Here is a 24,925-nt window from a genome sequence, read left to right as displayed (position 1 = left end):
GGTGGCAGGCCACTCCAAATGGGCCAATATTCGCCATAGAAAAGCCGCTCAGGACGCAAAGAGGGGCAAAATCTACACCAAACTCGCCCGTGAGATTACCGTTGCCGCCCGTGAAGGGGGCGGAGACCCCGAGACCAACCCGAGGCTTAGGGCAGCAATTGAGAGGGCCCGTAAGTTCAACATGCCCAAGGAGAATATTGAAAGGGCCATTAAGAGGGGAACCGGCGAGATTGCAGGTGAAGCGTACGAAGAGGTAACCTACGAGGGTTATGGTCCCGGCGGAGTCGCAATCATCGTTAAGTGCCTTACCGATAACAGGAACAGAACGGCCTCCGAGGTGCGCCACGCCTTCTCTAAGCACGGGGGCAACCTGGGAACCTCCGGATGCGTTTCCTGGATGTTTGAGAGGAAGGGAGTTATTACCGTTCCCGCCGATAAGTTCGACGAGGAGACCGTTATGCTCGCCGCAATCGATGCCGGCGCCGACGACGTTGTCAGGGAGGACGATAAGTTCGTTATCTACACCCAGCCTACCGAGCTTGAGGCTGTTAGGAAGGGGCTTCTCGATGCGGGTATAGAGGTTGAGGAGGCAAAGCTCGACCTCATTCCGACCACAACCACAAGGGTTGAGGGTGAAACTGCCCAAAAGGTTCTGAAGCTGCTCATGGCCCTTGAAGACCTCGACGACGTTCAGGAGGTTTACTCCAACTTCGACATGCCGGAAGAGGTTATGAATAATGCTTAAAAGGCTTCTACCCCTGCTCCTGTTGCCGGGGGTAGCTTTGGGGGGAGAGCTTCAAACGGCCGTTCACACAGAGGCCTCCCTCCTCCTCCCCTACGTTTCACGCTCGAAGCCGGTAGGGGATATCTTCTTCAACATTCCCTGGGACCAGCCCTCCTTTCAGTTCTGGAGGGCCTACTACAGAAAGCGTTCAAACAGGCTCAGGCTCTACGCCAAGGTCGATGCCTTCAAGGTTTTCTACCCTATGGTCTCAAAGATTTTTAGGGAAGAGGGACTCCCTCCCGACCTTGCCCTCCTTGCGATTATTGAGAGTAACGGCAACCCTGCCGCCGTTTCAAAGGCCGGAGCTGCGGGCCTTTGGCAGTTAATGCCCTACACTGCAAGGCGGCTCGGTTTAAGGGTTAACAGGTTCATCGACGAACGGTTCGACGTTGAGAAGTCTACGAGGGCCGCGGCCAGGTACCTGAAGCTGCTCCACTCCATGTTCGGCCGTTGGGACCTTGCAATTGCCGCCTATAACGCTGGGCCGGGCACCATAAAGGAGCGTTTGCGTAAGCTGGGGGCCGACCAGTTCTGGGACCTTACGAAGCTCCCCAACGAAACCCTCAACTACGTGCCCAAGTTCTACGCCCTGCTCTCTGTTGTTAAGGAGCACCGCCTCCTTGAAAGGCCCGTTAAAGACAGGCTCGTGAAGGTGAAGGTAACGACGAGGACGGCCCTTTACAGCCTTTCCCGAACCTTAAAGGTGCCCTACCAGCTGTTGAGACTCTACAACCGGCAGTACAGGAGGGGAATAGTTCCCGCCGGTTACAGCGTTTACCTGCCCCTTTCGTTTGTTAGGAGCTCTCACCTTGTTAAGTACCTTAAGGGGCAGGAGGTTTACGCCTATACGCCCAGGCGTCCGGTTAAGCTCTCGGTTCTTGCAAGGCGGTTCGGAGTGAGCCTGAAGCTCCTTAAAGAGGTAAACAGAATAAGAGGCAAGTACGTTTACAGGGGAAGGACGGTTCTCATAGTTAAACTCCCCTCTGAAGAGAGGTTCAATGAGCGCGGTTAAGCCGGAAGATACGGTTATCCTATACGACCCCGAAAAGGACAAAAAGTACATAGTTAACCTTGCCGTTACTTCGGGCAAGTTCAATACGGAAAAGGGAGAGATAGAGCTGGAGTCGTTGGTGGGCCTTCCCTACGGCTCCGAGGTTAAAACCCACTTGGGCCACGTTTACTACCTTCTGCCGTGTACCCTGTACGAGTTCATAATGTACAAACTCCGGAGGCTTACCCAGATAATCTACCCTAAAGACGCCGCTTACATAGTCCTCAGGCTCGACGTAAAGCCGGGAGACCTGGTTGTTGAGAGCGGTATCGGCAGTGGAGCTCTTACGGCGGTTTTTGCCCAGCTTGTAGGCCCGGAGGGAAAAGTTGTCAGTTACGAGAGGAGGGAGGAGTTCGTTAAGAATGCCCTCTCGAACCTCCGCAGGTTCGGTCTTGCCGACAGGGTTGAGGTGAAGCTCAGGGATATAGAGGAGGGGTTCGACGAGAGAGAGGAGGCCGACGCTCTCTTTTTAGACGTTAGGGAGCCTTGGCTTTACCTCGATAGAGCCTACGCCGCCTTGAAGCCCGGCAGGATGTTGGGGGTTCTGCTTCCCACCGCCAACCAGGTGATAGAAACCTTGAAAGGTTTAAAAGAACTACCCTTTATAGATGTTGAGGTCTGTGAGATACTTCTCCGGAGGTACAAAACCGTTCCGGAGCGTTTCCGGCCGGAGGACCGTATGCCGGCCCATACGGCTTACCTGCTCTTTGCCAGGAAGTTAAAGGGGGAAAAGAGTGGAAGCGTTTAGGTTCATCTCAGAGGCGGGTATTGTAGGCTACATCCTGCTTTTCCTTTCGGTTGTCTCCCTTGCAGTGATAATTCAGAAGCTCATAACCTTAAGGCTTTCTAAGCTGATTCCGAAGGAGGACTTTAAGCTCCTTGCGGACTTTATAAGGAGGGGCTCTTTAGGAGATGCCGTAGAGCTGTGTAAGCGCAGGAAGAACCTGCTGACCGAGGTTGTCCACGAGACCTTTAAGCACGTGGCCCTGAACCCTACAAGAGAGACCTTCCTCTCGGCCTTTGAGGTAAGCGCCCGCAAGAAGATGATGGAGCTTGAGAGGGGGATGGCCCTGCTTGCCACCGTTGCGGCGATTTCTCCCCTTTTGGGGCTTTTGGGAACCGTTATAGGTATGGTGAAGATATTCGGCGTTTTAACCGCCGGGGGCGGTGCCATCGGGAACCCTCAACAGCTGTCTGCAGGTATTGCCGAGGCCCTTCTTACTACGATATTCGGCCTTGTGGTTGCCATTCCGGCGGTTGTTATGTACAACCTGTTCAACAAGAAGCTCGACAAAATAGCGGCCGAGCTTGAGGCGGCCGGTGTTTTCTTTGCCAACGCCCTCGGAAGAAGGCAGAAGCAGTGAGGAGTCTCGTAACGTGGAACGTTAACTCCGTTAGGGCAAGGCTTAGCTACATTTCTTACTGGCTTGAAAGGGAGCGTTGGGACTTCCTTGCCCTTCAGGAGACGAAGGTCCCCGACGAGCTGTTCCCGGAAGGTGTCTTTAAGGAGCTCGGTTACGGCGTTGTCTATCACGGCCAGAAGGCCTACAACGGGGTTGCCCTCTGTTTCAAGGGTGAGCCCTTGAGGGTTTTAAAGGGCTGGCCCGACGGCGAAGACGACGAGAAGAGGTTGATTACGGTTTGGCTTGAGCCTTTCCCGATTGTTAACGTTTACGTTCCCAGGGGCGGGGAAAAGGGCTCTGAAAGGCACGCCTTTAAGCTCTACTTCCTTACTAAGCTGAAGCTGTTTCTGCAGGAGAGCTTCTCTCCCGATGAACCCCTTGCCGTGGTGGGCGACTTTAACGTTGCCCGCTCGGAGCTCGACGTTTACGACCCTGCCGTTTGGCGGGGGAGGCCCGGCTTTATGGAGGATGAGCGACAGGCTTTCGAGGAGCTTCTCTCCTTCGGGCTCTTCGACCTCTTCAGGGAGCTTCACCCAGACGAGCCGGGCTACACCTGGTGGGACATTGAGACCGGCGGCTTTGCCCGCAACAGAGGTTTGAGAATCGACTACATCTTGGTTACCGAGCCCCTCCTTAAAAGGGCACAGGAGTGTAGGGTTTTGAGGGAGGCCCGAAGGAAACTCGGCGGGCTTTTACCTTCAGACCACGCTCCTTTAGTTGCCGCCTTTCGGATATAATTGACGGAAGCTCTTGACCTTAAGGAGGTTCCAATGTCTTTAAAGGACCACCCCATTCTCCGGGCCGCAAGGGGAGAAAAGACCGACTACACCCCCATCTGGATAATGAGGCAGGCCGGCCGCTACTCCGAGCGTTACAGGAGGATAAGGGCAAAGGCTGGCTCTTTCATGGAGCTGTGCAGGAACCCCGAGCTTGCCGCCGAGGTTACCCTTATACCGATAGAGGAGATAGGCGTAGACGCCGCAATTCTCTTCTCCGACATCCTCGTTCCCGTAGAGAAGATGGGAATAGAGGTTAAGTTCGTTGAGGGTAAGGGACCCGTTCTCTCCCCTAAGGTTGAAACCGCCGACGATGCAAGGCGTTTAAAGGTGCCCGAGCCGGAGAAAGACCTTCCCTACGTTCTCGAAACGATTCAGCTGATAAAGAGGAGGTTAACCGACAGGCCCCTCATAGGCTTCTCCGGAGCACCTTTTACCCTTGCCTCCTACATGCTCGAAGGGGGAAGCTCCAAGAACTACATAAACGCCAAATCCGCCATGTGGAACAGCCCCGAGCTCTGGGATACGCTGATGGGTAAGCTGGTGGACACGGTTGTTGAGTACCTCTCCGCCCAGATAGAGGCGGGAGTGGACCTCGTTCAGATTTTCGACTCCTGGATGGGCGTTCTCTCCAGGGAGGACTACGAGCGGTTTGTCTTTCCCTACACTGAAAAGGTGGTTAAAGCCCTTAAGGAGAGGCACCCTTCCGTTCCGATTATCCACTTCGGCGTAAACGCCTCCCACCTGCTCGAGGTAAACAACAGGCTTCCCGTTGACGTGATAGGGCTCGACTGGAAAACCGAGATTCCCTTTGCCCTTGAGCGTATAGATAAGTCCATTCAGGGGAACCTCGACCCCGTTGCCCTCTTCGCAGATGAGAAGACCATAACCGAAAAAGTCGAGAAAATCCTCACTGAGGGCCTGAAGGCCCGGGGCCACATTTTTAACCTCGGCCACGGAATACTGCCGCCTACAGACCCTGCCAAGGCCCGTTTCTTGGTTGAAACGGTTCATAAACTCAGTAGGGAGCTCAGGACGTGAAGAGGTGGGGCTCTGTTTTACTCGTGATTTCCCTCTTTGTTGCGGCCTGCGTTAGCGGTTACTACGCACTGCAGTCTTACGTAACCTACAAGATTGCCCAGAAGCTCAACAGGCGTCTTGAAAGGCTTCCCTACCCGGTTTCCTACGGGAGCTTCAGCTACAAGCTCTTGGGCAACGACCTTGTTCTGAAAGACCTTAAGGTGGGTTTTGCCGGCAACTACATTACGGTCGATAAGGTCGTTATAGACCTGCCCTTCGATTTCAGGAAGAAGGGGGTTCCCTCCTTTACGAGGGTCTCCGTTTACGGCCTTCACGTTCCCACCTCCCTTCCCCTCGTTAAAGAGCTCGCCCTCGTTTCCGGCCTTTCTTCTCCCTTTTTGAACCTGAACACCTCCGCCGGCTTCTCCTTTAATGGGAGAGAGCTGACGGTAAACGGCGGCGTTGTTGTAAAGGGACTTGCCGCCTTCACCGGCGAGGTTAAGCTCGACAACATCTCGAGGGACTACACCGAGAAGCTCCTTGAGAGGCGGGTTCCCTACTCCTCTGCCCTCGTTCGTGTAAAGTTGAAGCTCCTCGACCTTCGCTACAGGGACTACGGTTTCTTCAACCGCTTTATAGGCTACACCGCCCGTCAGGAGGGTCTCTCTCCTCAGGAGGTTAAGGCAGAACTTGTAAAGACCTTACGGGGCAGCTTCTCTGCAAACCCGGAGTTTGCCAGGAGGCTCGGCTACGCACTGATTGACTTTATAGCCAACCCCTCCTGCTTTGAGCTGGTTGTTCGGCCTCAGCCTCCGGTCTCCCTTCTGAAGCTGGAACAGTTTGCAAAGAAGAGACCTCAGATAGACCGGCTTATGAAGGTGTTAAACGTAAAGGGCAAGGTTTGCGGGTAGTTTTACCTTTTCCTTGCCCTTACCCTCCTTTTCATCTCCTCCAGGGGAATCGGCTTTGCCACTATGCTCTTTCCGGGGCAGATGTTGCCACAGTGACCGCAACCGGAGCAGACCTCGGGGAACTCCGGGATAACCTGGCCGAGCTCGTTGAGTCCCCTGGTTTCACACAGCTCTAAACACTTCTCGCAGTTTTGGCACCTTGAGTGGTCTATTGAGTCCAGGTACTTGGGGGTATACAGGATGCCCCCCAGTGTAAGGTAGGCGTAGTTTCCGTGCTCGTCGCACAGGAGCTCTTCCTCGTTTACCTCTACCTCCTCCGAACCGGAGGAGCAGTTGAGGCCTCAGAGGAAGGCGTCTTCGGGACATACGATTTTACAGAAGCCGTCCCCTATGCACAGCTCTATATTCGTGAGGACCGCTACCTTTTTCCCCTCTACTTCCTGAAGCTCTATGCACCCTTGGGGGCAGACCTTTATACACTCTCCGCAGCCGGTACACCTGTAGTAGTTGACACCGCCGGGATACTGTGGCACAAATGGGGTGCCGTCTTGGCTCAGGATTACCTGGTTCCTCACCTGTTCAAGGGACTTAACCTTCATGATTAAACCTACGTTATACTTGATGTATTAAATTATACCCAAACTTCAATCTATTTCTACCTTGCCTTCTATAGGTTTGATGTATGTCAAACTTTTATTCCGAGCTCCCTTATCTTCTTCCGTAGCGTGTTTCTGTGGATTCCGAGGATTTTGGCCGCCTTAACCTGGTTGAAGTTGCAGAACTTCAAAACCTCCGATATGACCACCTTCTCGGCCGACTTCACTATCAGGCTGTAGAGGTTGTTGGGCTCTTTCTGCTCTACCGAGAGCAGTTTAACGAGCATGGAGCGAACGGCCTCCTCTATGCTCTTTTCCGGCCCTCTCCCTTCCTGTGGGGTAAGGTCTGAGCGGCTTATGACTTTGCCGGATGAGAGGACCATGGCCCTTAGAATCATGTTCTCGAGCTCCCTTACGTTTCCCGGGAAGTCGTAGGAGAGGAGGAACTCAACTGCGTCTTCGCTCAGCTCTTTCGGCTCTAACTTGAACTCGCCGGAGAACTTCTTTATGAAGTGGTGGGCAAGGGGGAGGATGTCTTCCCTGCGCTCCCTTAAGGGGGGAAGCTCTATCTTTACAACGTTTAGTCGGAAGTAGAGGTCTTCCCGGAAGTTGCCCTTTTTGACTTCCTCTTCAAGGTCTCGGTTTGTTGCTGCTATGACCCTAACGTCTACTTTCCTGCTTTTTGTTCCGCCGATGGGCCGAACCTCTTTCTCCTGGAGGACCCTGAGGAGCTTGGCCTGAAGCTCTACCGGAAGCTCCCCTATTTCGTCTAAGAACAGCGTTCCGCCGTTTGCCTGTTCAAAGAGCCCCTTTTTGGAGGTTGTGGCCCCGGTAAAGGCCCCTTTTTCGTAGCCGAAGAGTTCGGCTTCCAGCAGGTTCGGAGGGAGTGCCGCACAGTTTACGGCTATGAAGGGTTTCTCCTTCCTGTCGGAGAAGTTGTGGATTGCCCTTGCGATAACTTCTTTTCCCGTTCCGCTCTCTCCGGTTATGAGAACGGTTATGGAGCTCTTTGCCACCCTGCCTACGAGCTTAAACACTTCTTGCATCTTCTTGGAGCTTCCCACTATGTCGCCGCCGGACTCGCTCTCCTGGCCGGTTGGCGGTGCCGCAAGTATTTTTGAGAGGACCTCTTCTATCTCCTCAAAGGAGAATGGCTTTGTGAGGTAGTCTACTGCCCCCAGCTCCATCGCTTTTACGGTGTACTCCATGGTTCCGTAGGCCGTGAGTATTACAACGGGAATCTCTTTTACCCGCTTCAGGAGCGATAGGCCGTCGAGCTTGGGCATTTTTATGTCTATGAAGGCAACGTCGGGTTTCTGCTCCCTTATAGCCTTCAGGGCCTCTTCGCCGTTTGAGGCCTCTATCACGCTGTGTCCTTTGGAGGTTAAGTACTTTTTCAGAACAAGCCTTATGCTTTTTTCGTCATCTGCTACGAGGATTTTCGCCATCTCTCCTCTTCATAGGGATTAAAAGGGTTACTTCCGTTCCTACTCCGGGCTCGCTTTTTACTTTGAGCTGGCCGCCGTGGCCCTTTACTATTTCGTTCACTATGAAGGTTCCAAGGCCCGTACCTTCCTCCTTTGAGGAGAAGAAGGGCTGCCCGTAGTTTTTGAGCTCATTCGGGCTCATGCCTTTCCCGGTGTCCTTTACCTTTATGAAGATGAAATCTGCCGGCCGTATGGCGTAGCCTGTTTCAACTGTTATCACTCGCCTTTCCGACCTTTCCACGGCCTCTATGGCGTTTTTTATAAGGTTGACCAGTGCCTGCTGTATTTTATCCGGGTCGAGGGGAATTTCGGGCAGTGAGGGGTCGAACAGGCAGTTTACTTCTATGTTTTTCGAGAGAAGCTCTCCCTTGAAGAGGTCTAAGGTTTTCTGGATGAGTTTGTGTATGTTCTCCCTTTTGAAAGTGGGCCTTGAGAAGTCGAAGCCCTTTGAGATGTCGTTCAGCAGCCGCTCTATTCTCTCTACCTCTTCAACTATCACTTGGGCGAGTTCTTCGTCGTAGCTTTTAAGCTCCATGAACAGCTTTGCGGCCCCTTTTATTCCTCCCAAGGGATTCCTGAGCTCGTGGGATAGCCCCCTCAGGAGCAGTTTGGGGTCTACGGAGAACGGGTTTTCCGGTCTGGGTTCAAACTGGACAACAACGCCTTTTTTCCTCGAGGAGACAAACAGGGGTGAGAAGTGGACGAAGAACTCTTTAAAGGGAAAGCCTACAACTTCTATCTCTTCTGTGTAGGACCTTTCGGCCTGTTTCTGGAGTTTGTACCCTTCATCGAAGAGTTCGGTTAGGCTTTTGCCCCGGAGGAACTTCTCGGATTTGTTTAATAGGAACTCAAGTTTTTGGTTGACTTTCTCTACTTTCCCCTCTCCGTTCACCAGGAGGGTCGGGAAGGGAAGGGAGAAGAGAAGGTCTTCTGCCTCCATGGTTTTTAAGGCTGTAGGGCCCTAAGGCCCTACAGCTGAAGTCCTCCTTTGTTGTTACCGCCCTTTTGGAACTCTTTGAGTTTGTTGAGCTCGAGGGCTCCTGCGCTCGGAAGCTCTATTCCGGCCGCAGCCGCCTTGAACTGCTGGTGGAACTCTTTAAGCCTTGAGCGGTCGCCGACGGGAACGATGGCGGCCACCTGTTGCCTTACGAGGTAGGCTTCAACCGGTTCGTTTGCAGTAGGGTCCATCGGCATTATCGTAGCCTGAGCCCCCTTTGTTGTGGGAACGAGGGCGAAAACGCCGGCCTCTTTCAGCTTGATAAAGTCGGGGGTAATCTCTTCTACAACGCCGATAATCCCCGATGTAGGAACTGCTTCTCCTCCGGCTGTTTGAATGAACACGAGTTTACCTTTAAGCTCTTCCATCTCTCCTCCCTGGTGTGGTGATTAACTATTAATATAGCGTTGGCAGAACACCTTATAAAGGCCGATTGCAACGGCATTGGAAACGTTTAGGGAGTTAACGTGGCCCCCCATCTCTATTTCTACCAGTTCGTCCAGCTGTTTAACCGTAGAGCGGGAGAGTCCCCTTCCTTCCGAGCCTGCAACGAGCCCCAAGGGAAACGGGAACTCAAACTTCGATAGCGGTTTTCCGCCGGCCTCAAGGCCTACAAGCCAGCCCCCCATCTCTTTGAACTCGCGGAGGGCCGTAACGAAGCTGTTTACGACTGCGAAGGGCACGTAGAAGAGGGCTCCCGTTGAGGTTTTGGCAACTGTTTCCGTTACCGTAACGCTGCGGTCCCTGGGAATTACTATGCCCGTTACCTTGAACGCGTCTGCCGACCTGAAAATCGCCCCGAGGTTGTGGGGGTCTTCTATTCTGTCTAAGAAGAGCAGGTATCCGTTCTCCTCTACCGCCTTTTGGGCCAGCTCTTCGAAGGGTTTCGGCTCTACCGGGGATACAAGGGCCACTATTCCCTGGTGTTTGGTTGTTTTTGCGAGCTCTGTGAGTTTCTGCTTTGTTGTTTTTACTACTTTTATCCCCGCCTGCCTGGCGGTTTCAAGGACCTTTTCCCTGTCTTTGAAGTTCTTCTCAACGAAGATTTTCATTATCGGGTAGCCGGCCCTGAGGGCCTCCGCCACCGGGTTAACGCCGTAGATAACCATCAGTCGCTCACCTTCAGGTCGTCTGATGTTCCCTCTTCTCCGTCGGGGCCGGGGGAGATGAGGGTAAAGTGTTTACCGTTTGAAACGTAGATAAAGTTGTTACCCCATGCGTCTTTTGGAATTTTATCCATATAGGGGCCCTTCCAGTTTCTCGGAACCGGAGGGGTTGTGGGTTTTTCAACGAGCGCTTTGAGTCCCTGCTCGGTTGTGGGGTAGAGGGAGTTGTTGAGTTTGTAGAGCTTTAGCGCCTGTTCTATGTTTTTCATCTGGACCTTTGTGGTTGTTACTTTGGCCTCTTCTCCCCTTTTGAGGAATTTCGGAGCTACAAGGGCCGCAAGCAGCCCGAGGATAACGATTACAACCATAAGCTCTATAAGGGTGAATCCTCTCCTTCTGCGCTCCATTTTTACCTCCGTTACTCTCTCCACCAGTCGTCTCCCACTTCCTTTATGACTTCGAGTTTTTTTACAAATCCTCTAAGGTAATCTATGGCTTTTAGGGCTTCCTGGTAGAAGTCCGGGACTATCCATATCTCTATGAGTCCCTCTTTGGGGTCTCTGGTCCTTACCGTTCCTATTTCGTGGTACCACTCAAATATGGCGTTTATGAAGGCGATGTCTTTTGGGTCTACCCTGCACAGGAGGTTTCTCCCCTTTATCAGCTCTTTCACAGCTCGAGTCCCTCTACGTAGGCTTTTTCGAAGGTTTTGTTACCTGCAAGCTCAACGTGGCTGAGCTTCTCTTTCAGCTTCTTAAACGGCTCCACTCCGGTTGAGAGGGTAAGTGCCGCACCTTTAAGGGCAAGGTTGCCTGCCGGTTCGGGGGGCGGAAGCTGAGAGGGGATGAGCTTCACTCCTTTAACGCTCCTTTCGCTCAGGTGGCTGCCGAAGGCCCCCGAGAATATGAGCTCTTTCGGAGGTGTTCCCTCCGTTAGTGTTTTCAGGGCTCCGTAAACGCCCGCCTTTGCCAGCATGAACTTCCTGATGTCGCTCTGGGTTAGGGCCACTTCCCTTTCGGGGTCGCTGTAGAGGAGGAAGGCCTTTTCTCCGTTGATTTCTCGTATGCGCTCCCTTATTAGGGGCGGGGCCTCTTCCGTAAAGGTGCCTTCGGAGTTCAGGGCTCGGAAGCTCTTGAGCAGGTAGATGAGGTCGAAGTAGCCGCTTGCGCAGATGCCTTCGGGCTTTCTGTTGCCTATTGTGAGGAAACGGAAGCTCCTTCCGTCGAAGAAGACTTTGTAAACGGCCCCTTCAACGGCCCTCATGCCCGAAAATAGCCCTACGCCCTCGAAAGCCGGGCCCGCCGGAACCGAGGTGGCAACGCCCTCCCCCTTTTCCCAGCGGGCTATTTCGGCGTTCGTTCCGAGGTCTGCAACCGTAAAGTTCGTGCGGCCCTCTGCTGTAAGGTAGTGTAGGTTTGCAAGTAAATCCGAGCCTACGAAGCTCTCAAGGGGAGGGGGAAGTATGAACTTGGTTGAGGGGAAGCCGTCGAGCCCGAGCTCCCTGCCGGTTGTCTCTACCGGCTCTCGCTCGTAGAGCTTGAATGGGTAGCGCTCAAAGCCGGAAACCGGTAAGCCCAGCAGGAAGTGGTGGATAACCGAGTTGCACACCGCCACCACCTCTGTTGGCTTTGCCGGAAGCTCTTTAAGGAGGAGCTCTACGGTTTTTAAAAGGAGCTCCCTCTGTTTGCCGTAATGCTCCCTTGCCAGCTCTACCCTGGTTACGATGTCGGCCCCGAAGGAGGCTTGGAGGTTAACCCCTTTTACGCTCTTTACAAACTTGCCAGAGCAGAGCTCAAAAAGGGCCGCTTCTACCCCCGTTGTTCCCACGTCGAGGGCAACTCCAAAGCCGCTTTTCCCGGTAGGCGGAATGGGGGGGAGGTTCTCCCCCGGAGCTGTTAGGAGCTCCTCCTCTATCTCTACCTCGCCTTCAAAGGGACCGAAAACAAGGCAGGCGAGCTCCTCTTTCCCTCCGAGCCTTACCCTGCACTTGCCGCAAATGCCCCTACCTCCGCAGTAGGCCGACTTTATTAGCCCCTCTTCCCGCAGAACTTGGTAGAGGCTTTTCCCCTCGGGAACCGATACTTCAACTTTCAACGCCGACCTTAGTAAACCGGAGTTAACCAGTGTTCATATTTGGGGTTGTTGCCCTTTACTATCGAGAAGTAGATTTCCTGTAGCCTCTTTGTTACCGGCCCTACCTCGCCGTTTCCTATTACAACGTGGTCAACCTGCACCACGGGGGCAACCTGTGCTGCCGTTCCGGTGTAGAAGACCTCGTCTGCAACGTAGAGTTCACTTCTTAAAATCGGCCGCTCTTCAACCTCTATTCCGAGCTCTTCCCTTGCAAGGTGGATAACGGCATTCCTCGTTATCCCTTCCAGTATGTTCGAGGCCGAAGGGGTGGTTATGAGTTTGCCGTTTCTCACTATAAAGACGTTTTCTCCGCTACCTTCGGCAACCGTTCCGTCGGGGTTGAGCATTATCGCCTCGTCGTAGCCGTTTAGGAGGGCCTCCGTTTTTGCAAAGGCACTGTTTACGTATGCTCCGGCAACTTTACAGCGGGCCGGAATCATGGTGTCGTTTATCCTGTGCCACGATGCAGTTTTGGCCTTTAAGCCCCTTGAAAGGTCCAGGTAGTCTCCTAAGGGAACGGTGTATATTGCCAGCTCTGTTTTGTAACCGATGAGCTTCGGAGAGATTTTCAGGTCTGCAAAGTAGGCTATCGGCCTGATGTAGGTGTCTTCCCTGTGGCCGCAGCGGCGTAGTAGCTCTACGGTAATCTCGGTAAGCTCCTGGGCGCTTTTCTCAACTTTTAAGTTCAGTATCTTGCAGTTTGCAAGCATCCTTTCGTAGTGTTCCTTAACAAAGAGTCCGAAGAGCTGCTTTTTCTCTTCGTTCCAGTAGGCCCTTATACCTTCAAAAACTGCGGTTCCGTAGTGGAAGGAGTTGGTCTGGATGTTTATGTTTGCCTCCTCTACCGGGACGAACTTGCCCTCAAAGTAAGCAAACCTTCCCATCAATCAGCCTCCTGTGATTTTCTCCGGTACCAGACGATAAAGATTCCTGCAGCCACCATTATAATACTTATAACCTGGTTATTGCTAAGGGCTCCAAAGATTTCCTTCGGTGTGGCCCTCCAGAACTCTATGAGGAACCTGAAGATTCCGTAGAGAATCAGGTAGAACCCGAAGACCTCTCCGGGGGCCTTCCTCCTCCTGTAGAGCAGGTACAAGATTGCCGCTATAAGGAAGTTTGCGGCCGAGGAGATGGGCTGGGTCGGGTAGAGGGGAACGTTTAGAGGGGCCGCACTGTGGGGATTTGTAAACACTATGGCAAAAGGTGCGTGGCACACTTTACCGTAGCAGCATCCCGCCATTGTGCACCCTATTCTTCCGAACCCCAGGCCTACAGACAGGGCTATCGATACAATGTCTGCAAACTTCCAAACGGGAATCCTCCTCTTCCAGATTAGGTAGGCCGCAACCGCACCGCCGAACAGGACTCCGCCGTACCAAACGAGTCCTCCCTGCCAGAAGAAGAGCACCGTGTACCACGGGTGGGCGTACTGGGGGTTGTATAGGAAGAAGAAGAGCCTTGCCCCTACAAATCCTGCAACTACACTCCAGAAGGCCACGTCTACAACGTCTTCCCTCTTTATCCCTTCCCTCTCCGCAAGGCGGACCAGAATCATTGAGCCGAAGAAGATGCCGAGGGCAACCATAACTCCGTAGGTGTAAATGGTTATGGGGCCGAGCTTAAAGAGTATCGGGTGCATTTAACCCTCCTTCAGCGACTGTATTATTGGGTCTTTTGTGATGTAAAGGGTAACGGCGTAAACTGTTGCTGCGGCGGTAACGGTGATTCCTACAATAAGGAGTTTTTCCGCCGTCGGCATGTTCACTCTGTAAAGCTTGCTGCCCGCCGCCGCAATTACCCCTACGGGTAGCGAGAGTAAGGTGTACTTGGCTCCGGCTTTTACCGTTTCGTTGAGGATTTCTATCGAGAAGCGCCTTTTCAGGAATCTGATGAGGAGGGTGAGGTTTATCAGGGATGTTAGGCTCGTTCCGAGGGCCAGCCCCATAGTCCCTAAGTTGAGGAGAAAGCAGAAAACGAGGTTGAACAGCCCGTTGAACCCCAGGGTAAGGGCCGATATTTTCACGGGAAGCGAGAACTCCTCAAGGGAGTAGTAGGCGTTGGTTACTATTTTTTCGAGTGAGAAGAAGAAAAGACCCACACTGTAGCCTATTAGCGTGTAGTAGGTGTACTTCAGGGCTTTATCGCTGAAGGCTCCGTGGTTAAAGATGAGGTCTATTATCGGCATTCCAAAAAGTGTGAGGCCTACGGCCGCCGGAATTATGAGGGCGCTGCAGAGCCTGATGCCGATTTCTATCTCCTCTTTCAGTCCGGCTCCGCTCCTCCTTGAGAAGCGGGGAAGGAGTACCTGGGATAGCCCTATTGCGAACATTCCCAGCGGCAGTTGAACGAACCTGTTGGCGTAGTAAAGGTAGGAGATTGCTCCCGCCGCAAGGAAGGAGGCCATTACCGTGTCTATCAGCATAGATATCTGTCTAACGGCAAAGCTGAAAAGGCCCGGAATCATGTTCTTGATGGTTTCCTTGACCTTCGGCGTTAGCCGAAATGTCGGCCTTACCAGTGCTCCCTCTCTCTTGGCAAAGGCCGTAACGAGAAGCAGTTGGAGAATTCCGCCCGCTATAACCCCTACGGCTAAAGCCTCTACCGAAAGCCACTTGCCGAGTGTTAGGGCGCTGACTATCAGTGCCAGGTTGAAGAGGGTTGTTGAGAAGGATGGGGCGAAAAAGTGGTTAAGGCTGTTGAGAACTCCGCCGTAGAAAGCAGTGAGGCTGATGAGAGCTATGTAGGGGAACATCTCTCTTAGTAGTTTCACGGCGTGGCGGAAGCTCTCCCCCGAAAACCCCGGTGCTACTGCCTTTACGATGAGGGGGGCAAGGAGCTCTCCTGCCACTACCGTAGCCGTAAGGAGGATGAGCAGCGTGCCTAAGACCCTTGAGGCAAACTGGAGGGCCCTTTCCCTTGAGAGCTGAAGCTCCTTAGTGAAGGCCGGGACGAAAACGGAACTGAAGGCCCCTTCTGCGAATATCCGCCTGAGTAAGTTGGGGATTCTGAAAGCTACAAAGAAGGTGTCGCTGAGGGTTGAAGCTCCGAATGTGGAGGCTATAACAACGTCTCTTAGCAGACCGAGAACTCTACTTGAGAGTATGGAGGCGGAAACAACAGCTGCACTTCGTATTACGGACCTTGTCATGGGGCCAATTATACAACCTACTCGCTGGCCCCGGCTTTGTCCTTCAGATAAAAGGGCATCTTATCCATTAAGAGCCTGTAAACATCGAGCGGCCTTCCGGCCAGCTGGCCCACGTCCCTTGTCCACGGAGAAATCGAGTAGTAACCAACCTGTTTTGTGTCTCTCCACTTGAACATCCTCAGGGGAACCGCTACGAAAACGCCCTTATCGTGGTAGTTTTTGTTTGCTCCGGTAAAGTCGGAAGTGTCGGAGTAGGTGTACCAGAATCCTACCTCGAACCCTTTAACGACCCTTGATACTTCGAACCTTACCCCTTTGTCGCCTGCAAGGAACCTGCCTGCCTTAACGGTGAAGTGAAGTTCTGGGTAAGTGGTAACGTAATGGGCACTGACGTAGAGGTCATGGAACCCGTAGTTCTTCAGCCTTAAGGGGTGCTCCGAATCCCTCTTCCTTACCCAGTCGCCGCCGAAGCCTGCCGCAAACCTGCCGTCACCGAAAAAGTGGATAACGTCTCCTCCTACTCCTGCAAACATGAGTTCGTTATACCCGGCAGACACTCCTACAAACGTTCCTTTGGCAATCGGCGATACGTAACTTACGGCAAGGGTCGGAATATCCGGGTGTTTGTTGTTCAAGTACTTATCTATGTCACTCCTTACGGGGTGCTTCATCAGGGGAGGAACTACGCTGTAGATGTTGTTCTTTATGGGAAGTATCACTTTTGCGTCGAATATGAAGTTGTTCAAGAAGTACTCCCTGACTCCTACGTCGTAGCTCAATTTGTACTTAAGTGCTCCCGAAGGGTCGTTGAGGAAGGTCCTTAGCTTTATCGCTCCGGTTATCTGGGGATTGGAGAGCTTGAGGTCTATTTTGGGCTTGTAGTTCGGAGCAATTGTATATCCGGCTCTGTTTAGCAGCTCCTTATAAGTTATCTGCCCTTTTAGGTAGGCGTTTATGAGGTAGCCCGGGAGTTCAATCTCCGTAACAGGTATGTTCTTCTCCTTTAAGACTATAACAACCTTCTTTACGTTCGGGAAGTAAACAACTCTGAATATTGAAAGGGCCTTTCTAAGGGCAACAGATTCGTAAAAGTACCCTTTATTCGAGTACTCTATGTAGAGGGTATTACCTTTTACGTAAACAGCAGGGTACTCGAAGTCGAGCCTTTTGAGGGCGGACTCAAAAAACGCCGTCTGTTTGTTGTGTTTTATCAGGTAAACGTCTCTTTTTGTTAGAACGAAATACCTCGGTTTGTGGGGCAGCCAAGGTTTGCCCATCGGCATGTTAACGTTAACGTTTAAGCCTATCTCCTTTCCCCTCTGATAGGAGAGGACAAACTGGGCCCAGGAGAGGGGTTGCCACTTTAACCCGAAGTTCCACTTGCTCCTGATTTTTTTGTCTTCTAAGCCGAAGTATTTACTTTTCTTTATCGGGGCGTATTCGGTTATGAACGAGAATTTCGGATGTAGCAGTATTTCAGAACCGAAGAGGGGGCCTTTTAAAACTCCCGTAGAATAGCCGATTGTTACGTTTTGGGGAATTCCGGTGTCTATGTACTTTGAGATGACGAAGTACTTTGATTCAAATAGTTTGGTTCCGTGAAAGTCGTCCCACCCTACGGCTATTGCAGGAAATTTTTCTGTTTCCGGTAGTATCTGGTATTTTGCAAAGAAGGCTTTGTCTTTATAAAAGCCGTATCCTGTCCAAATGCCTCCCTTTACAACTACATCTCTGATTTCGGTTATGTCTCCTCCCAGCTCAAGGCCGGGGAAGAAGCCTACGTTTCCGTAGAACCTGAGGTAGGGGTAAACGTAAGAGGTTCCGAAGGCCAGGTGTCCGTCCTGTATTACGTAGGCTGTCGGTATCTCAAGTAGGCCCGTTCTACCGAAGTTTGAGAGTATGTCGTATCCAAGGGCTTCTCTTTTTGTTGTTGAGAGGGTTACAAAAAGCGTAGTTAATAAAACAAAACCCCGAATCTTTGTGAGTTTTTTCATCACCCCTTTTTACCCTGTATGCCGGGCACAGAGCCCGGCGGGAGTTGTTGTTAGTGGTGAGCTACAACTGCGATGTGTGCAGGTGTTGTGTCGCTTCCGGCCGCTGCTGTAGCAGAAACAACGGATGCTGCAACTACGGCTCCTGCAGCGATTGCTGCAGATGTTGCAGCTGCGGCTCCTGCAGCTGCCGCTCCTACTGCGGCTCCGGTTGCAGCAGCACCTGCTCCTACACCTGCTCCGGCACCGGCTGCTGCGCCTGCTGCACCTGCTGCTCCGGCGCTTGCACCACCGGCACCGCCTGCACCTGCTGCTCCGGCTTCGGCTGCTGCAAAGGCAGGTGTTGTCATGAGCATGAGTGCTGTTACGATACCGAGAAATTTCTTCATAGTCCCCTCCTTAAGGGTGTTCATCCTTAAATATATACAAAAATCCTATCACAGCTTTGAAATTGTGTAAACGGTAAGTGCGGACTGGTAGATTATCTGCACAACATCCCTTATGAGGGGCCTCCACATAATCGGAACGTGGATTTTTGTGGGTACTATAACCGCATCTCCCGGTTGCAGTTTATAGTCGAGTATGGAGCTGCTACCGCCCCAGATGAACCGCTTTCTAACTCCGTCCCAGGAGATGAGGCTGCTGCCCTCATTTGAGGAAACCGTGGTTCCGTCTGCCTTTATTACGAATATGTTCTCTTTATCTGCATCCCTTGTTAAGCCTCCGGCAAGTGCTATGCAGTCTCTTACCGTTATGCCTTTCTTGTATACGAACGCCGACGGGTTGTAGACCTCTCCAAATATCAGCACGCTTTGGGGTCTTTTGGGAACTATTATCCTGTCTCCGTCTTCAAGGAGGATGTTGTAGGGTGAGTTTTTCAGCTTTTCAAGGTCGAAGGGGACCTTTATGCCCGAAATCCTTCCCGTTACCTGAACTTTCTCGAGTTCTGCCAGGAGTTTCCTCTTAGCCTCAAATGCGGCCTGGCGGGCGCGAAGCTCTTCAGCTGTTAAGTCTGACTGCATTACCCCTGCTTCTTCTTTCTCAAGCTGCTGTTTCATGAGGGCTATGGCCTTCTGGAGTCTCTCTTCCTGCATTTTTCTTACAGACTCTCTCAGGATGATAATTCCTTGGGGGAAGGCATCGGGCCTGAAGCCGCCTGCCGCTTTGAGAACGTCGTAAAGGGTTGTTTTATCGTTAATCTTGAAGACGCCGGGCCTGTTTACGTATCCCATTACGCTGACTTTTTCTACTATCTCATCCGGAGCAACTTTCTGGATGACGAGCCTATCGCCCGGTTTCAGGGTGATGTCTACGTCTTTGTTGTGTTTTATGAGTAGGTCGTAAAGGTATACCGTTCCTTTATTCTCTTTGATAAGCTCTTCTCCCTGTGTTGCTTTAACTTGAATGTTTTCGGCCTTCTCTAAAGATGTTTGTGACTTTTCGCTGCTCTGCTCGCTTCTGAATATCTCAACTTTCAGGTTCTTTACATCGCCTTCAAACTGGGCCTTTGAAAGCGCTTCAGAGAGCTTTATACCTTTGTGGTAGGGAATGTAGTAGGAGTGTTTAACAAGGCCGGAAACCTTTATCGGCGGGTAGATGAACTTAGGGAAGAATCTGATAACGTCCAGAGGTTTAATCTCTATGTCCTCTTTCCCGGCGAGGACTTTGGCCGGTGAGAACCCGATTATTTTAACTATATCTAAAGTTTTTGGGTCTCTTCTGTCTATTTCGGCGTAGTCGAGGTTTGTGTTGAGGGTAAGTAAGGAGGGTTTAAGGATATCGGAGATGTGTTCCCCTTTCTTGTAAGCGTAGACTCCCGGGTAGTTGATTTCCCCTTTTACTACAAATGCGTCTCTTATTTTGTTGAAGTCTATTTCTTGGTCTTGGCCGAATCTGAACAGCACTATTGTGTCTTGGGGTTCAAGGGTGAGGTCAAAGGTTCCTGCAAGGACATCTTCCGGAGCAAAGGCTATGTATCTGGGCTCAGAGCCGGGCGGATAAATTCTCTTTATGTATGCAAACTTCATGTTTGAGTCGCTGAAAAAGAAGTCGGGCTTGAGGAGCTGGGAGAGTTTGAGTCCGGGTTTAAACTGGTACATTCCCGGGTAGGGGGTGTACCCGGTAACGAGTACGGCGTTTTGCGGAACCGATAAAACTTGCTTTATTAGGACGAGGTCTCCGTCTTTTACTTTTTGGTTCATAAACGCCGGGTTAGACAGGTTCCCCTGGATGAGTTTTAAGAACTGGTGGTTTTCGTAGCGCTGAATGGTTACTTTGTACCTGTAACTTGACGGGAGAACTCCTCCTGCCATCTGAATTAGGTCTTTAAGGGTTTCACCCCCTTTAAGCTCGTAAATGGCAGGTCTTTTAACTCTACCTCCGACACCTGCGACTTTTCCTATGGGACCTACGAATATGACGTCGCCGTCTTTCAGTCTGATGTCTACAGGTTCACCTTTGAGGAGCAGCTTGTAAAAGTCTATGTGGATTCTCTTTATTCCTTTCGGCGTTTTCCTTGTGACTATTACGTTCCTCAGTGTTCCGTCCTTTTTAATTCCTCCAGCAAGCATTAACGCGTCAACTACAGTGTTGATACCTGTCACTACAACGGCTCCGGGTCTGTTTACTTCCCCCGACACGTAAACGGGGAAGGTCCTCAGTTTTCCGACCGTGAGTTTTATGTTGAGTCCCAGAGAGCGCGCTATTAGCCTTTGAGCCTCTCCGAGTGTCATTCCCCATACGTAAAAAACGCCTACTCCCGGGACGTAGACTTTTCCCTCTTTGTCTACGTTTAGCGTTAAAACCGGAGGAATCCCTGAGTTCGGCGGGGCGCCTATAACGTAGAGTATCAGCTGGTCTCCGGGGCCTAAAACGTAACTTGAGTCTACGGGAACGGCAGTTGCTATTTTCGGCCTTCCTCTGAAGAAATCGTAGCCGAACTGTTTAAGTTTAATTCCCAGGTTTGCCGTTCTGGAGAAAAAGCCTTGTTCTACCGGGGATAGGGTTAGGCTGCTTGCAGTAGAGGACACCGATTGTGTTTCTTCTGTCTCACCTTTTTGGCTTTCTTGGGACTCTGATTGAGAAGCTCCTTCTTGGGACTCAAGGCTTTTTATCATCGATTTAAGGTTTTCTACTTGCGTATTTTGATTTAAACCTCCGCCTGTGCCCATTTCACCCGGCAGTCCGGGTAACCCGCCTGTTGTGGTACCACCGGTTGTAGATTGGGTTGCAGAACTACCCGATAGGCTCTGTAAGAGCTGGGCAGCTTCTGAGCCCGTTACTGTTCCCATTGAGCCCACACCTGCAGTTGATTGGGCAAAGGCTTGTTGCCCTATTATTGATAGGGTTAAAAGCGTGATGAGAAGCCGCATTATTTAACCTCCGTTTCGGGAAGCTCCTTCTTCTTTCTTTTTGCGTTTTCGAGCCACTCTTTGAAAAACGCTGCAAATACTCCTATGAAGAGGCCAGCAATTAAACTGATAGCTATTATCAGAGCTTTTTTGGGTTTGTAGGGTTTGTCTTCTTCGGGGATATAAGGGGGGTCTATAACTTGGAAGGATATCTGCTCTTTCATCTCTTGGGCTTTTGCCATTTCGTATTCGTTTATGAGCATGCCAACGAGTTTGAATGCGATGTCCATCTGAGCTTCGAGCTTTTGAACGTTCATCTGGTACTGGGACACGGGGATGAAGCTCGGTGGAGCGCTTCTTTGTATCCGCCTGATTCTCTCTCTAAGTTTTTCAATCTCCTGTTTTAAACTCTTAACGTCAGGTTCTGAGGCTGTGTCTGTCACGTTTGATACGTCTGCAAGGTCGGTCGAGGAGCCAAATATCAGGGGAACTTCCTTTATCTTTCCTTCGAGAAACTCTTGATAGATTCTCTCGAGCTCTTTCAGCTTTGCCTTTGCAAGTGCCAGTTGCTTACCGACGTATATACGGTATCTCTTGGCTACGGTAAAACTCTTTTCGTTGAGAATTTTTTGAGTGTCCTTAAGTGCTGCTTCTGCGATTTTGTATGCGATTTCGGGGTTTTTGGGGAAATCTACGGTAAGGGTAATCACGCCTGTTTGTTTATCTGTTGAGGTGCTCATGAGTTTTTGAAGCTTCTTCACCCCATCTAAAACGGTCGGTGGATGTTGGTTACCTTCAACTTTCCAACTCTTTGTCTCTGGGTCCCATTTATTTGGAAATAGAAGAGGAAGGAGATTCAATTGTTTAATGATATCCTCTTTTAAGGTTCTACTTTTTAGAACCGCCTCTACGGTTAGCCCCGATGACGAGCCTCCAATTGGTAAGCTGATAGGGAGGGAGGAAAGGATGGATGAAAGGCCACTACTTTTCCCCCCGAGGGGTATTAGGGTTGTTTGAGTTCTGTAAACGGGAGTTGCCAGGAAGGCATACGCAACTCCTATTGCTGTGATTATTAAGGTAACTGCCGCTACTATCTTTTTTCTTTTTTTTAGTGTTAACCAAAGTTCATATAGGTCTATTTCGTCGTCTTCCCCGTAGTAAGGGTAACGGTTCTGAGGTTCAGACACCGGAGGTCCTCCGTTGTTACCTTGTTCGTTTTGTAGTAGCAGTATATCATAAAGCATATGTTCGTAGAACACTGCAGGAGGCTCTATGTTAGGCAAAAAGCTCAGAGAGGTACTCGGATCCGAAAAGGTAAAGGACTCTCAGAGTTGGAGGCTCTCTTACGCTTACGACGGAACTCCTACCGGGTACAGGGGAGTCCCCGACGTTGTTGTGTTTCCCGAAACTACCGAAGACGTTGCGAAAATTTTGGCTTTTGCAAGTGAGGAGGGGATTCCGGTTTACCCCAGAGGCGCAGGTTCGGGGCTTACCGGAGGGGCTGCTCCCTTGGAGGGGGGGATTGTTGTTTCAACCGAGAAGATGAACTCGATTGTTGAGATTGACGAGGATAACTTAGGAGTTCTCGTTGAGCCGGGAGTGGTTACCTACGACCTTCAGGTGGAAGTAGAGAAGAGAGGGCTCTTTTACCCTCCCGACCCATCGAGTTATAAGTACTCCACTATAGGAGGAAATATAGCGGAGAACGCCGGCGGCCCAAGGTGTGTTAAGTACGGTGTTACCAAGGATTACGTTATGCAGCTTGAAGTAGTTTTTGCAGACGGAACCGTTGCCAAGGTGGGCTCTAAAGCTGTTAAGTCGGTTGCCGGTTACAACCTGAAGGACTTGATAGTGGGTTCGGAGGGGACCCTTGCCTTTATCACTAAGGCTTATCTGAAGCTGATTCCCAAACCTGAAGCCGTTAGAACCGCTCTTGCTGTTTTCCCGAAAGTTGAGCAGGCTGCCCAGGCGGTTGCCGATATGTTTAAGGCTAAGGTTATACCCACGGCCTGCGAGTTCCTCGATAAGAACTCCATAGTTGCCGTTGAGAGGTATGCAAAGATAGGCCTCCCTACTTATGCCGAAGGGTTGTTAATAATAGAGGTTGACGGTTACGAGGCCGTTGTAGATGAGCTTATATCTCGGGCTGTTGAGGTGTGCAAGGCTGCAGGGGCGGAGGAGATTAAGACTGCGGCTACCAAGCAGGAGAGGGAGGCGCTCTGGATGGCAAGAAGGGCTGTCTCTCCGGCTATAGTGCAGCTTAAGCCCAAAAAGATTAACGAGGACGTTGTTGTCCCCAGAAGCCGGATTCCTGAGCTTATTAAAAATGTCTACAGAATTGCCGATAAGTATAACCTGATGGTTGTTAACTTCGGCCATGCCGGGGACGGCAATATTCACGTTAACTTTATGTATGAACCCCACGAGGCGGATAGAGTGGAGCAGGCTGTCAGGGAAGTTTTCGAGTTGACCGTAGCCCTGGAGGGCTCCATATCGGGGGAACACGGTATAGGCTGGATGAAGAAGGAGTTTCTCCCTCTTGAGGTTGGTCCTGCCCTTGAGAAGATGAAGGCTGTAAAGCGTGCACTTGACCCGAAGAACATCTTGAACCCCGGTAAGGTGTTCGATTTGTAAGGGGGAGGTTTTCTCCCCTTTTGTGTTGAATAAAGATTCACTATTTAGATAGGTGGGTGGGATATGGATATAGCAACCCTAATCGGTATAGGTGGTGCCTTCCTGCTTATCATCGTTTCGATTGTCATCGGCGGGAGTCCCGGAGCGTTTATTAACGTTCCCTCTCTTTTGATTACCGTAGGAGGCGGTATAGCTGCCGGTATGGCCGGTTTCCCCATGGGGGAGTTTATAGGGGGACTTAAGGCCATTTTAAAGACTTTAAACCCCGGGATGCCAAATCCTATTGAGCTTATAGATTTCCTGACCGAAGTTGCCAAGAAGGCCCGTAAAGAGGGAATTCTCGCCCTCGAGTCCGATATAGATAGTTTTTACGCTAAAGACCCCTTCCTCGGCGATATTATGAGGATGTTGATAGACGGCCTTGAGATAGAGGAGATTAAGAGTACGGCCGAAAGCGCAATGGCCCAGATAGACCAGAAGCTCTCGACGGAAGTTGCCGTTTGGGAGTCTTTAGGTGACCTCTTCCCGGCCTTTGGAATGATTGGAACGCTTATCGGCTTGATTCAGATGCTTCAAAACCTTTCCGACCCTTCCGCCCTTGGTCCCGGTATGGCGGTAGCTATGATTACGACTCTGTACGGTGCTATTTTGGCAAACACTCTCTGTATTCCGGTATCTAAGAAACTTAAGTATTACAAGGATTTAAAGCTTCTCTTCCTTGAAGCTTACCTGCTTACTGCAGAGGCTATTGAGAAGGGGCTTAACCCCAATGTTTTAAGGCAGAAGCTTGCGGGACTTCTCGGAGTGGAACTGAAAGAGGGTTAATGGATGGCTCGAAAGAAGAAGGAGGAGTGTAAGGCTCCTCCTGCTTGGCTTACAAGTTTCGGTGACCTGATGTCTCTGCTGTTGACGTTCTTTATTCTCCTGTACTCTATGTCTACCATCTCTCTGGAGAAGTTCTATCAAGCCATTAAGGGGATTATAGAGGCCTTTGGGGGCCACTATGTTATTTACGAGCAGAGGGTGATAAACGGCAAGAACATTCCGGTTCAGATGCCGGATATGTACCCCAAGATGCGCTCGCGGCAGAAGATAGAGGAGAAGCTCCATGAGATAAGGCAGATGTTAAAGAGGTTGGGGATAAACTCGGAAGTCGCGAAGTTCGGGACCAGCATCAGGCTCAGGATTAACACCGACAAGCTTTTCCCACCCGGAGAGGATAGACCTTATCCTCAGGCTATTCCCATTATCATGGAGATATGCAGGAAACTTAAAGAGCTTGACCTTCCTTTAACCATAGAGGGGTATACTGATAATACGCCGATTCATACCAAGCGTTTTCCTTCTAACTGGGAGCTTTCTGCGGCCAGGGCTACTGCTATTTTGAGACTTTTTATTCAGTGTGGCTACGACCCGAAAAAGCTCTCAGCTGCCGGCTGTGGCCCCTACCACCCGATAGCTCCGAATAATACTCCGGAGGGTAGGGCCAAAAACCGGCGTATAGAGATAGTTATCCACCTTCCCATGTAGGTTGG

General features: G+C 51.2%; 25 protein-coding genes. 10 read left to right on the top strand and 15 right to left on the bottom strand.

What is annotated here, in order from left to right; all coding sequences use genetic code 11:
• Position 1 precedes the first annotated feature (1 nt).
• The 7 genes from THEAM_RS05575 to THEAM_RS05545 are packed head-to-tail and all read left to right on the top strand — an operon-like array spanning position 2 to position 5,945.
• Positions 2-745, top strand: a complete 744-nt coding sequence (locus THEAM_RS05575; RefSeq protein WP_013537863.1) for a YebC/PmpR family DNA-binding transcriptional regulator — start codon at positions 2-4, stop codon at positions 743-745.
• A complete protein-coding gene (locus THEAM_RS05570; RefSeq protein ID WP_013537862.1) occupies positions 738-1,796 on the top strand; it encodes a lytic transglycosylase domain-containing protein in 1,059 nt (352 codons plus the stop codon). Before THEAM_RS05575 ends, THEAM_RS05570 begins: the two co-directional genes overlap by 8 nt.
• Complete coding sequence (locus THEAM_RS05565) at positions 1,783-2,583, top strand: tRNA (adenine-N1)-methyltransferase (protein WP_013537861.1); 801 nt, start codon at positions 1,783-1,785, stop codon at positions 2,581-2,583. Before THEAM_RS05570 ends, THEAM_RS05565 begins: the two co-directional genes overlap by 14 nt.
• On the top strand, positions 2,570-3,199 hold the full coding sequence (locus THEAM_RS05560) for a MotA/TolQ/ExbB proton channel family protein (RefSeq protein ID WP_013537860.1): 630 nt from the start codon (positions 2,570-2,572) through the stop codon (positions 3,197-3,199). Before THEAM_RS05565 ends, THEAM_RS05560 begins: the two co-directional genes overlap by 14 nt.
• Positions 3,196-3,975 (top strand): exodeoxyribonuclease III, encoded by a 780-nt coding sequence (gene xth / locus THEAM_RS05555; RefSeq protein ID WP_013537859.1) that lies wholly within the window; start codon positions 3,196-3,198, stop codon positions 3,973-3,975. Before THEAM_RS05560 ends, xth begins: the two co-directional genes overlap by 4 nt.
• A 33-nt stretch (positions 3,976-4,008) precedes the next feature.
• Positions 4,009-5,055 carry a uroporphyrinogen decarboxylase gene (gene hemE / locus THEAM_RS05550; protein WP_013537858.1) on the top strand — a complete coding sequence of 349 codons (1,047 nt, stop codon included), beginning with the start codon at positions 4,009-4,011 and terminating at the stop codon, positions 5,053-5,055.
• A complete protein-coding gene (locus tag THEAM_RS05545; protein ID WP_013537857.1) occupies positions 5,052-5,945 on the top strand; it encodes a hypothetical protein in 894 nt (297 codons plus the stop codon). The genes hemE and THEAM_RS05545 overlap by 4 nt, the downstream gene beginning before the upstream one ends.
• A gap of 341 nt (positions 5,946-6,286) precedes the next feature.
• On the opposite strand, the gene THEAM_RS09590 is transcribed toward THEAM_RS05545, so the two are convergent.
• The 15 genes from THEAM_RS09590 to THEAM_RS09580 form a co-directional block, all read right to left on the bottom strand.
• Positions 6,287-6,544 (bottom strand): 4Fe-4S binding protein, encoded by a 258-nt coding sequence (locus tag THEAM_RS09590; RefSeq protein WP_013537856.1) that lies wholly within the window; start codon positions 6,542-6,544, stop codon positions 6,287-6,289.
• An 86-nt stretch (positions 6,545-6,630) separates the two neighbouring features.
• The gene (locus THEAM_RS05535; protein WP_013537855.1) at positions 6,631-7,989 is read right to left on the bottom strand and encodes a sigma-54-dependent transcriptional regulator; all 1,359 of its coding nucleotides are present in this window, start codon (positions 7,987-7,989) and stop codon (positions 6,631-6,633) included.
• Entirely contained in the window at positions 7,964-8,968 is a 1,005-nt protein-coding gene (locus tag THEAM_RS05530; protein WP_013537854.1) for a two-component system sensor histidine kinase NtrB, read from the bottom strand. The genes THEAM_RS05535 and THEAM_RS05530 overlap by 26 nt, the downstream gene beginning before the upstream one ends.
• Positions 8,969-8,997: 29 nt before the next feature.
• The gene (locus THEAM_RS05525) at positions 8,998-9,393 is read right to left on the bottom strand and encodes a hypothetical protein (protein ID WP_013537853.1); all 396 of its coding nucleotides are present in this window, start codon (positions 9,391-9,393) and stop codon (positions 8,998-9,000) included.
• A gap of 21 nt (positions 9,394-9,414) precedes the next feature.
• Positions 9,415-10,134 (bottom strand): 23S rRNA (guanosine(2251)-2'-O)-methyltransferase RlmB, encoded by a 720-nt coding sequence (rlmB, locus tag THEAM_RS05520; protein WP_013537852.1) that lies wholly within the window; start codon positions 10,132-10,134, stop codon positions 9,415-9,417.
• Complete coding sequence (gene gspG / locus THEAM_RS05515) at positions 10,134-10,538, bottom strand: type II secretion system major pseudopilin GspG (RefSeq protein WP_041439958.1); 405 nt, start codon at positions 10,536-10,538, stop codon at positions 10,134-10,136. The genes rlmB and gspG overlap by 1 nt, the downstream gene beginning before the upstream one ends.
• 11 nt (positions 10,539-10,549) lie before the next feature.
• Positions 10,550-10,804: a DUF4911 domain-containing protein gene (locus THEAM_RS05510; RefSeq protein WP_013537850.1), complete on the bottom strand. Its 255-nt coding sequence runs from the start codon at positions 10,802-10,804 to the stop codon at positions 10,550-10,552.
• On the bottom strand, positions 10,801-12,225 hold the full coding sequence (locus THEAM_RS05505) for an ASKHA domain-containing protein (protein WP_013537849.1): 1,425 nt from the start codon (positions 12,223-12,225) through the stop codon (positions 10,801-10,803). Before THEAM_RS05505 ends, THEAM_RS05510 begins: the two co-directional genes overlap by 4 nt.
• Before the next feature lie 8 nt (positions 12,226-12,233).
• The gene (locus THEAM_RS05500) at positions 12,234-13,148 is read right to left on the bottom strand and encodes a branched-chain amino acid transaminase (protein ID WP_013537848.1); all 915 of its coding nucleotides are present in this window, start codon (positions 13,146-13,148) and stop codon (positions 12,234-12,236) included.
• The gene (gene lgt / locus THEAM_RS05495; protein WP_013537847.1) at positions 13,148-13,906 is read right to left on the bottom strand and encodes a prolipoprotein diacylglyceryl transferase; all 759 of its coding nucleotides are present in this window, start codon (positions 13,904-13,906) and stop codon (positions 13,148-13,150) included. Before lgt ends, THEAM_RS05500 begins: the two co-directional genes overlap by 1 nt.
• Positions 13,907-15,415 (bottom strand): murein biosynthesis integral membrane protein MurJ, encoded by a 1,509-nt coding sequence (gene murJ, locus THEAM_RS05490; RefSeq protein WP_013537846.1) that lies wholly within the window; start codon positions 15,413-15,415, stop codon positions 13,907-13,909.
• A 17-nt stretch (positions 15,416-15,432) separates the two neighbouring features.
• Complete coding sequence (locus THEAM_RS05485; protein ID WP_013537845.1) at positions 15,433-17,409, bottom strand: YjbH domain-containing protein; 1,977 nt, start codon at positions 17,407-17,409, stop codon at positions 15,433-15,435.
• 50 nt (positions 17,410-17,459) lie between these two features.
• Positions 17,460-17,795 (bottom strand): hypothetical protein, encoded by a 336-nt coding sequence (locus THEAM_RS09730; protein ID WP_013537844.1) that lies wholly within the window; start codon positions 17,793-17,795, stop codon positions 17,460-17,462.
• 48 nt (positions 17,796-17,843) lie between these two features.
• Positions 17,844-20,777, bottom strand: a complete 2,934-nt coding sequence (locus tag THEAM_RS05475; protein ID WP_013537843.1) for an SLBB domain-containing protein — start codon at positions 20,775-20,777, stop codon at positions 17,844-17,846.
• Entirely contained in the window at positions 20,777-21,943 is a 1,167-nt protein-coding gene (locus THEAM_RS09580) for a GumC family protein (RefSeq protein ID WP_013537842.1), read from the bottom strand. The genes THEAM_RS05475 and THEAM_RS09580 overlap by 1 nt, the downstream gene beginning before the upstream one ends.
• Before the next feature lie 85 nt (positions 21,944-22,028).
• Between THEAM_RS09580 and THEAM_RS05465 the strand changes: the two genes are divergently transcribed.
• From THEAM_RS05465 to THEAM_RS05455, 3 genes are all read left to right on the top strand, one after another.
• Entirely contained in the window at positions 22,029-23,390 is a 1,362-nt protein-coding gene (locus THEAM_RS05465) for an FAD-binding oxidoreductase (protein WP_013537841.1), read from the top strand.
• Between the two features lie 63 nt (positions 23,391-23,453).
• On the top strand, positions 23,454-24,215 hold the full coding sequence (locus tag THEAM_RS05460) for a motility protein A (RefSeq protein ID WP_013537840.1): 762 nt from the start codon (positions 23,454-23,456) through the stop codon (positions 24,213-24,215).
• Between the two features lie 3 nt (positions 24,216-24,218).
• Positions 24,219-24,920 (top strand): OmpA/MotB family protein, encoded by a 702-nt coding sequence (locus THEAM_RS05455; protein WP_013537839.1) that lies wholly within the window; start codon positions 24,219-24,221, stop codon positions 24,918-24,920.
• The last annotated feature ends 5 nt before the right edge of the window (positions 24,921-24,925 follow it).

The sequence above is a fragment of the Thermovibrio ammonificans HB-1 genome (genome assembly GCF_000185805.1).
Taxonomy (GTDB): domain Bacteria; phylum Aquificota; class Aquificia; order Desulfurobacteriales; family Desulfurobacteriaceae; genus Thermovibrio; species Thermovibrio ammonificans.
This window is presented reverse-complemented; position numbering and strand designations above follow the sequence as displayed.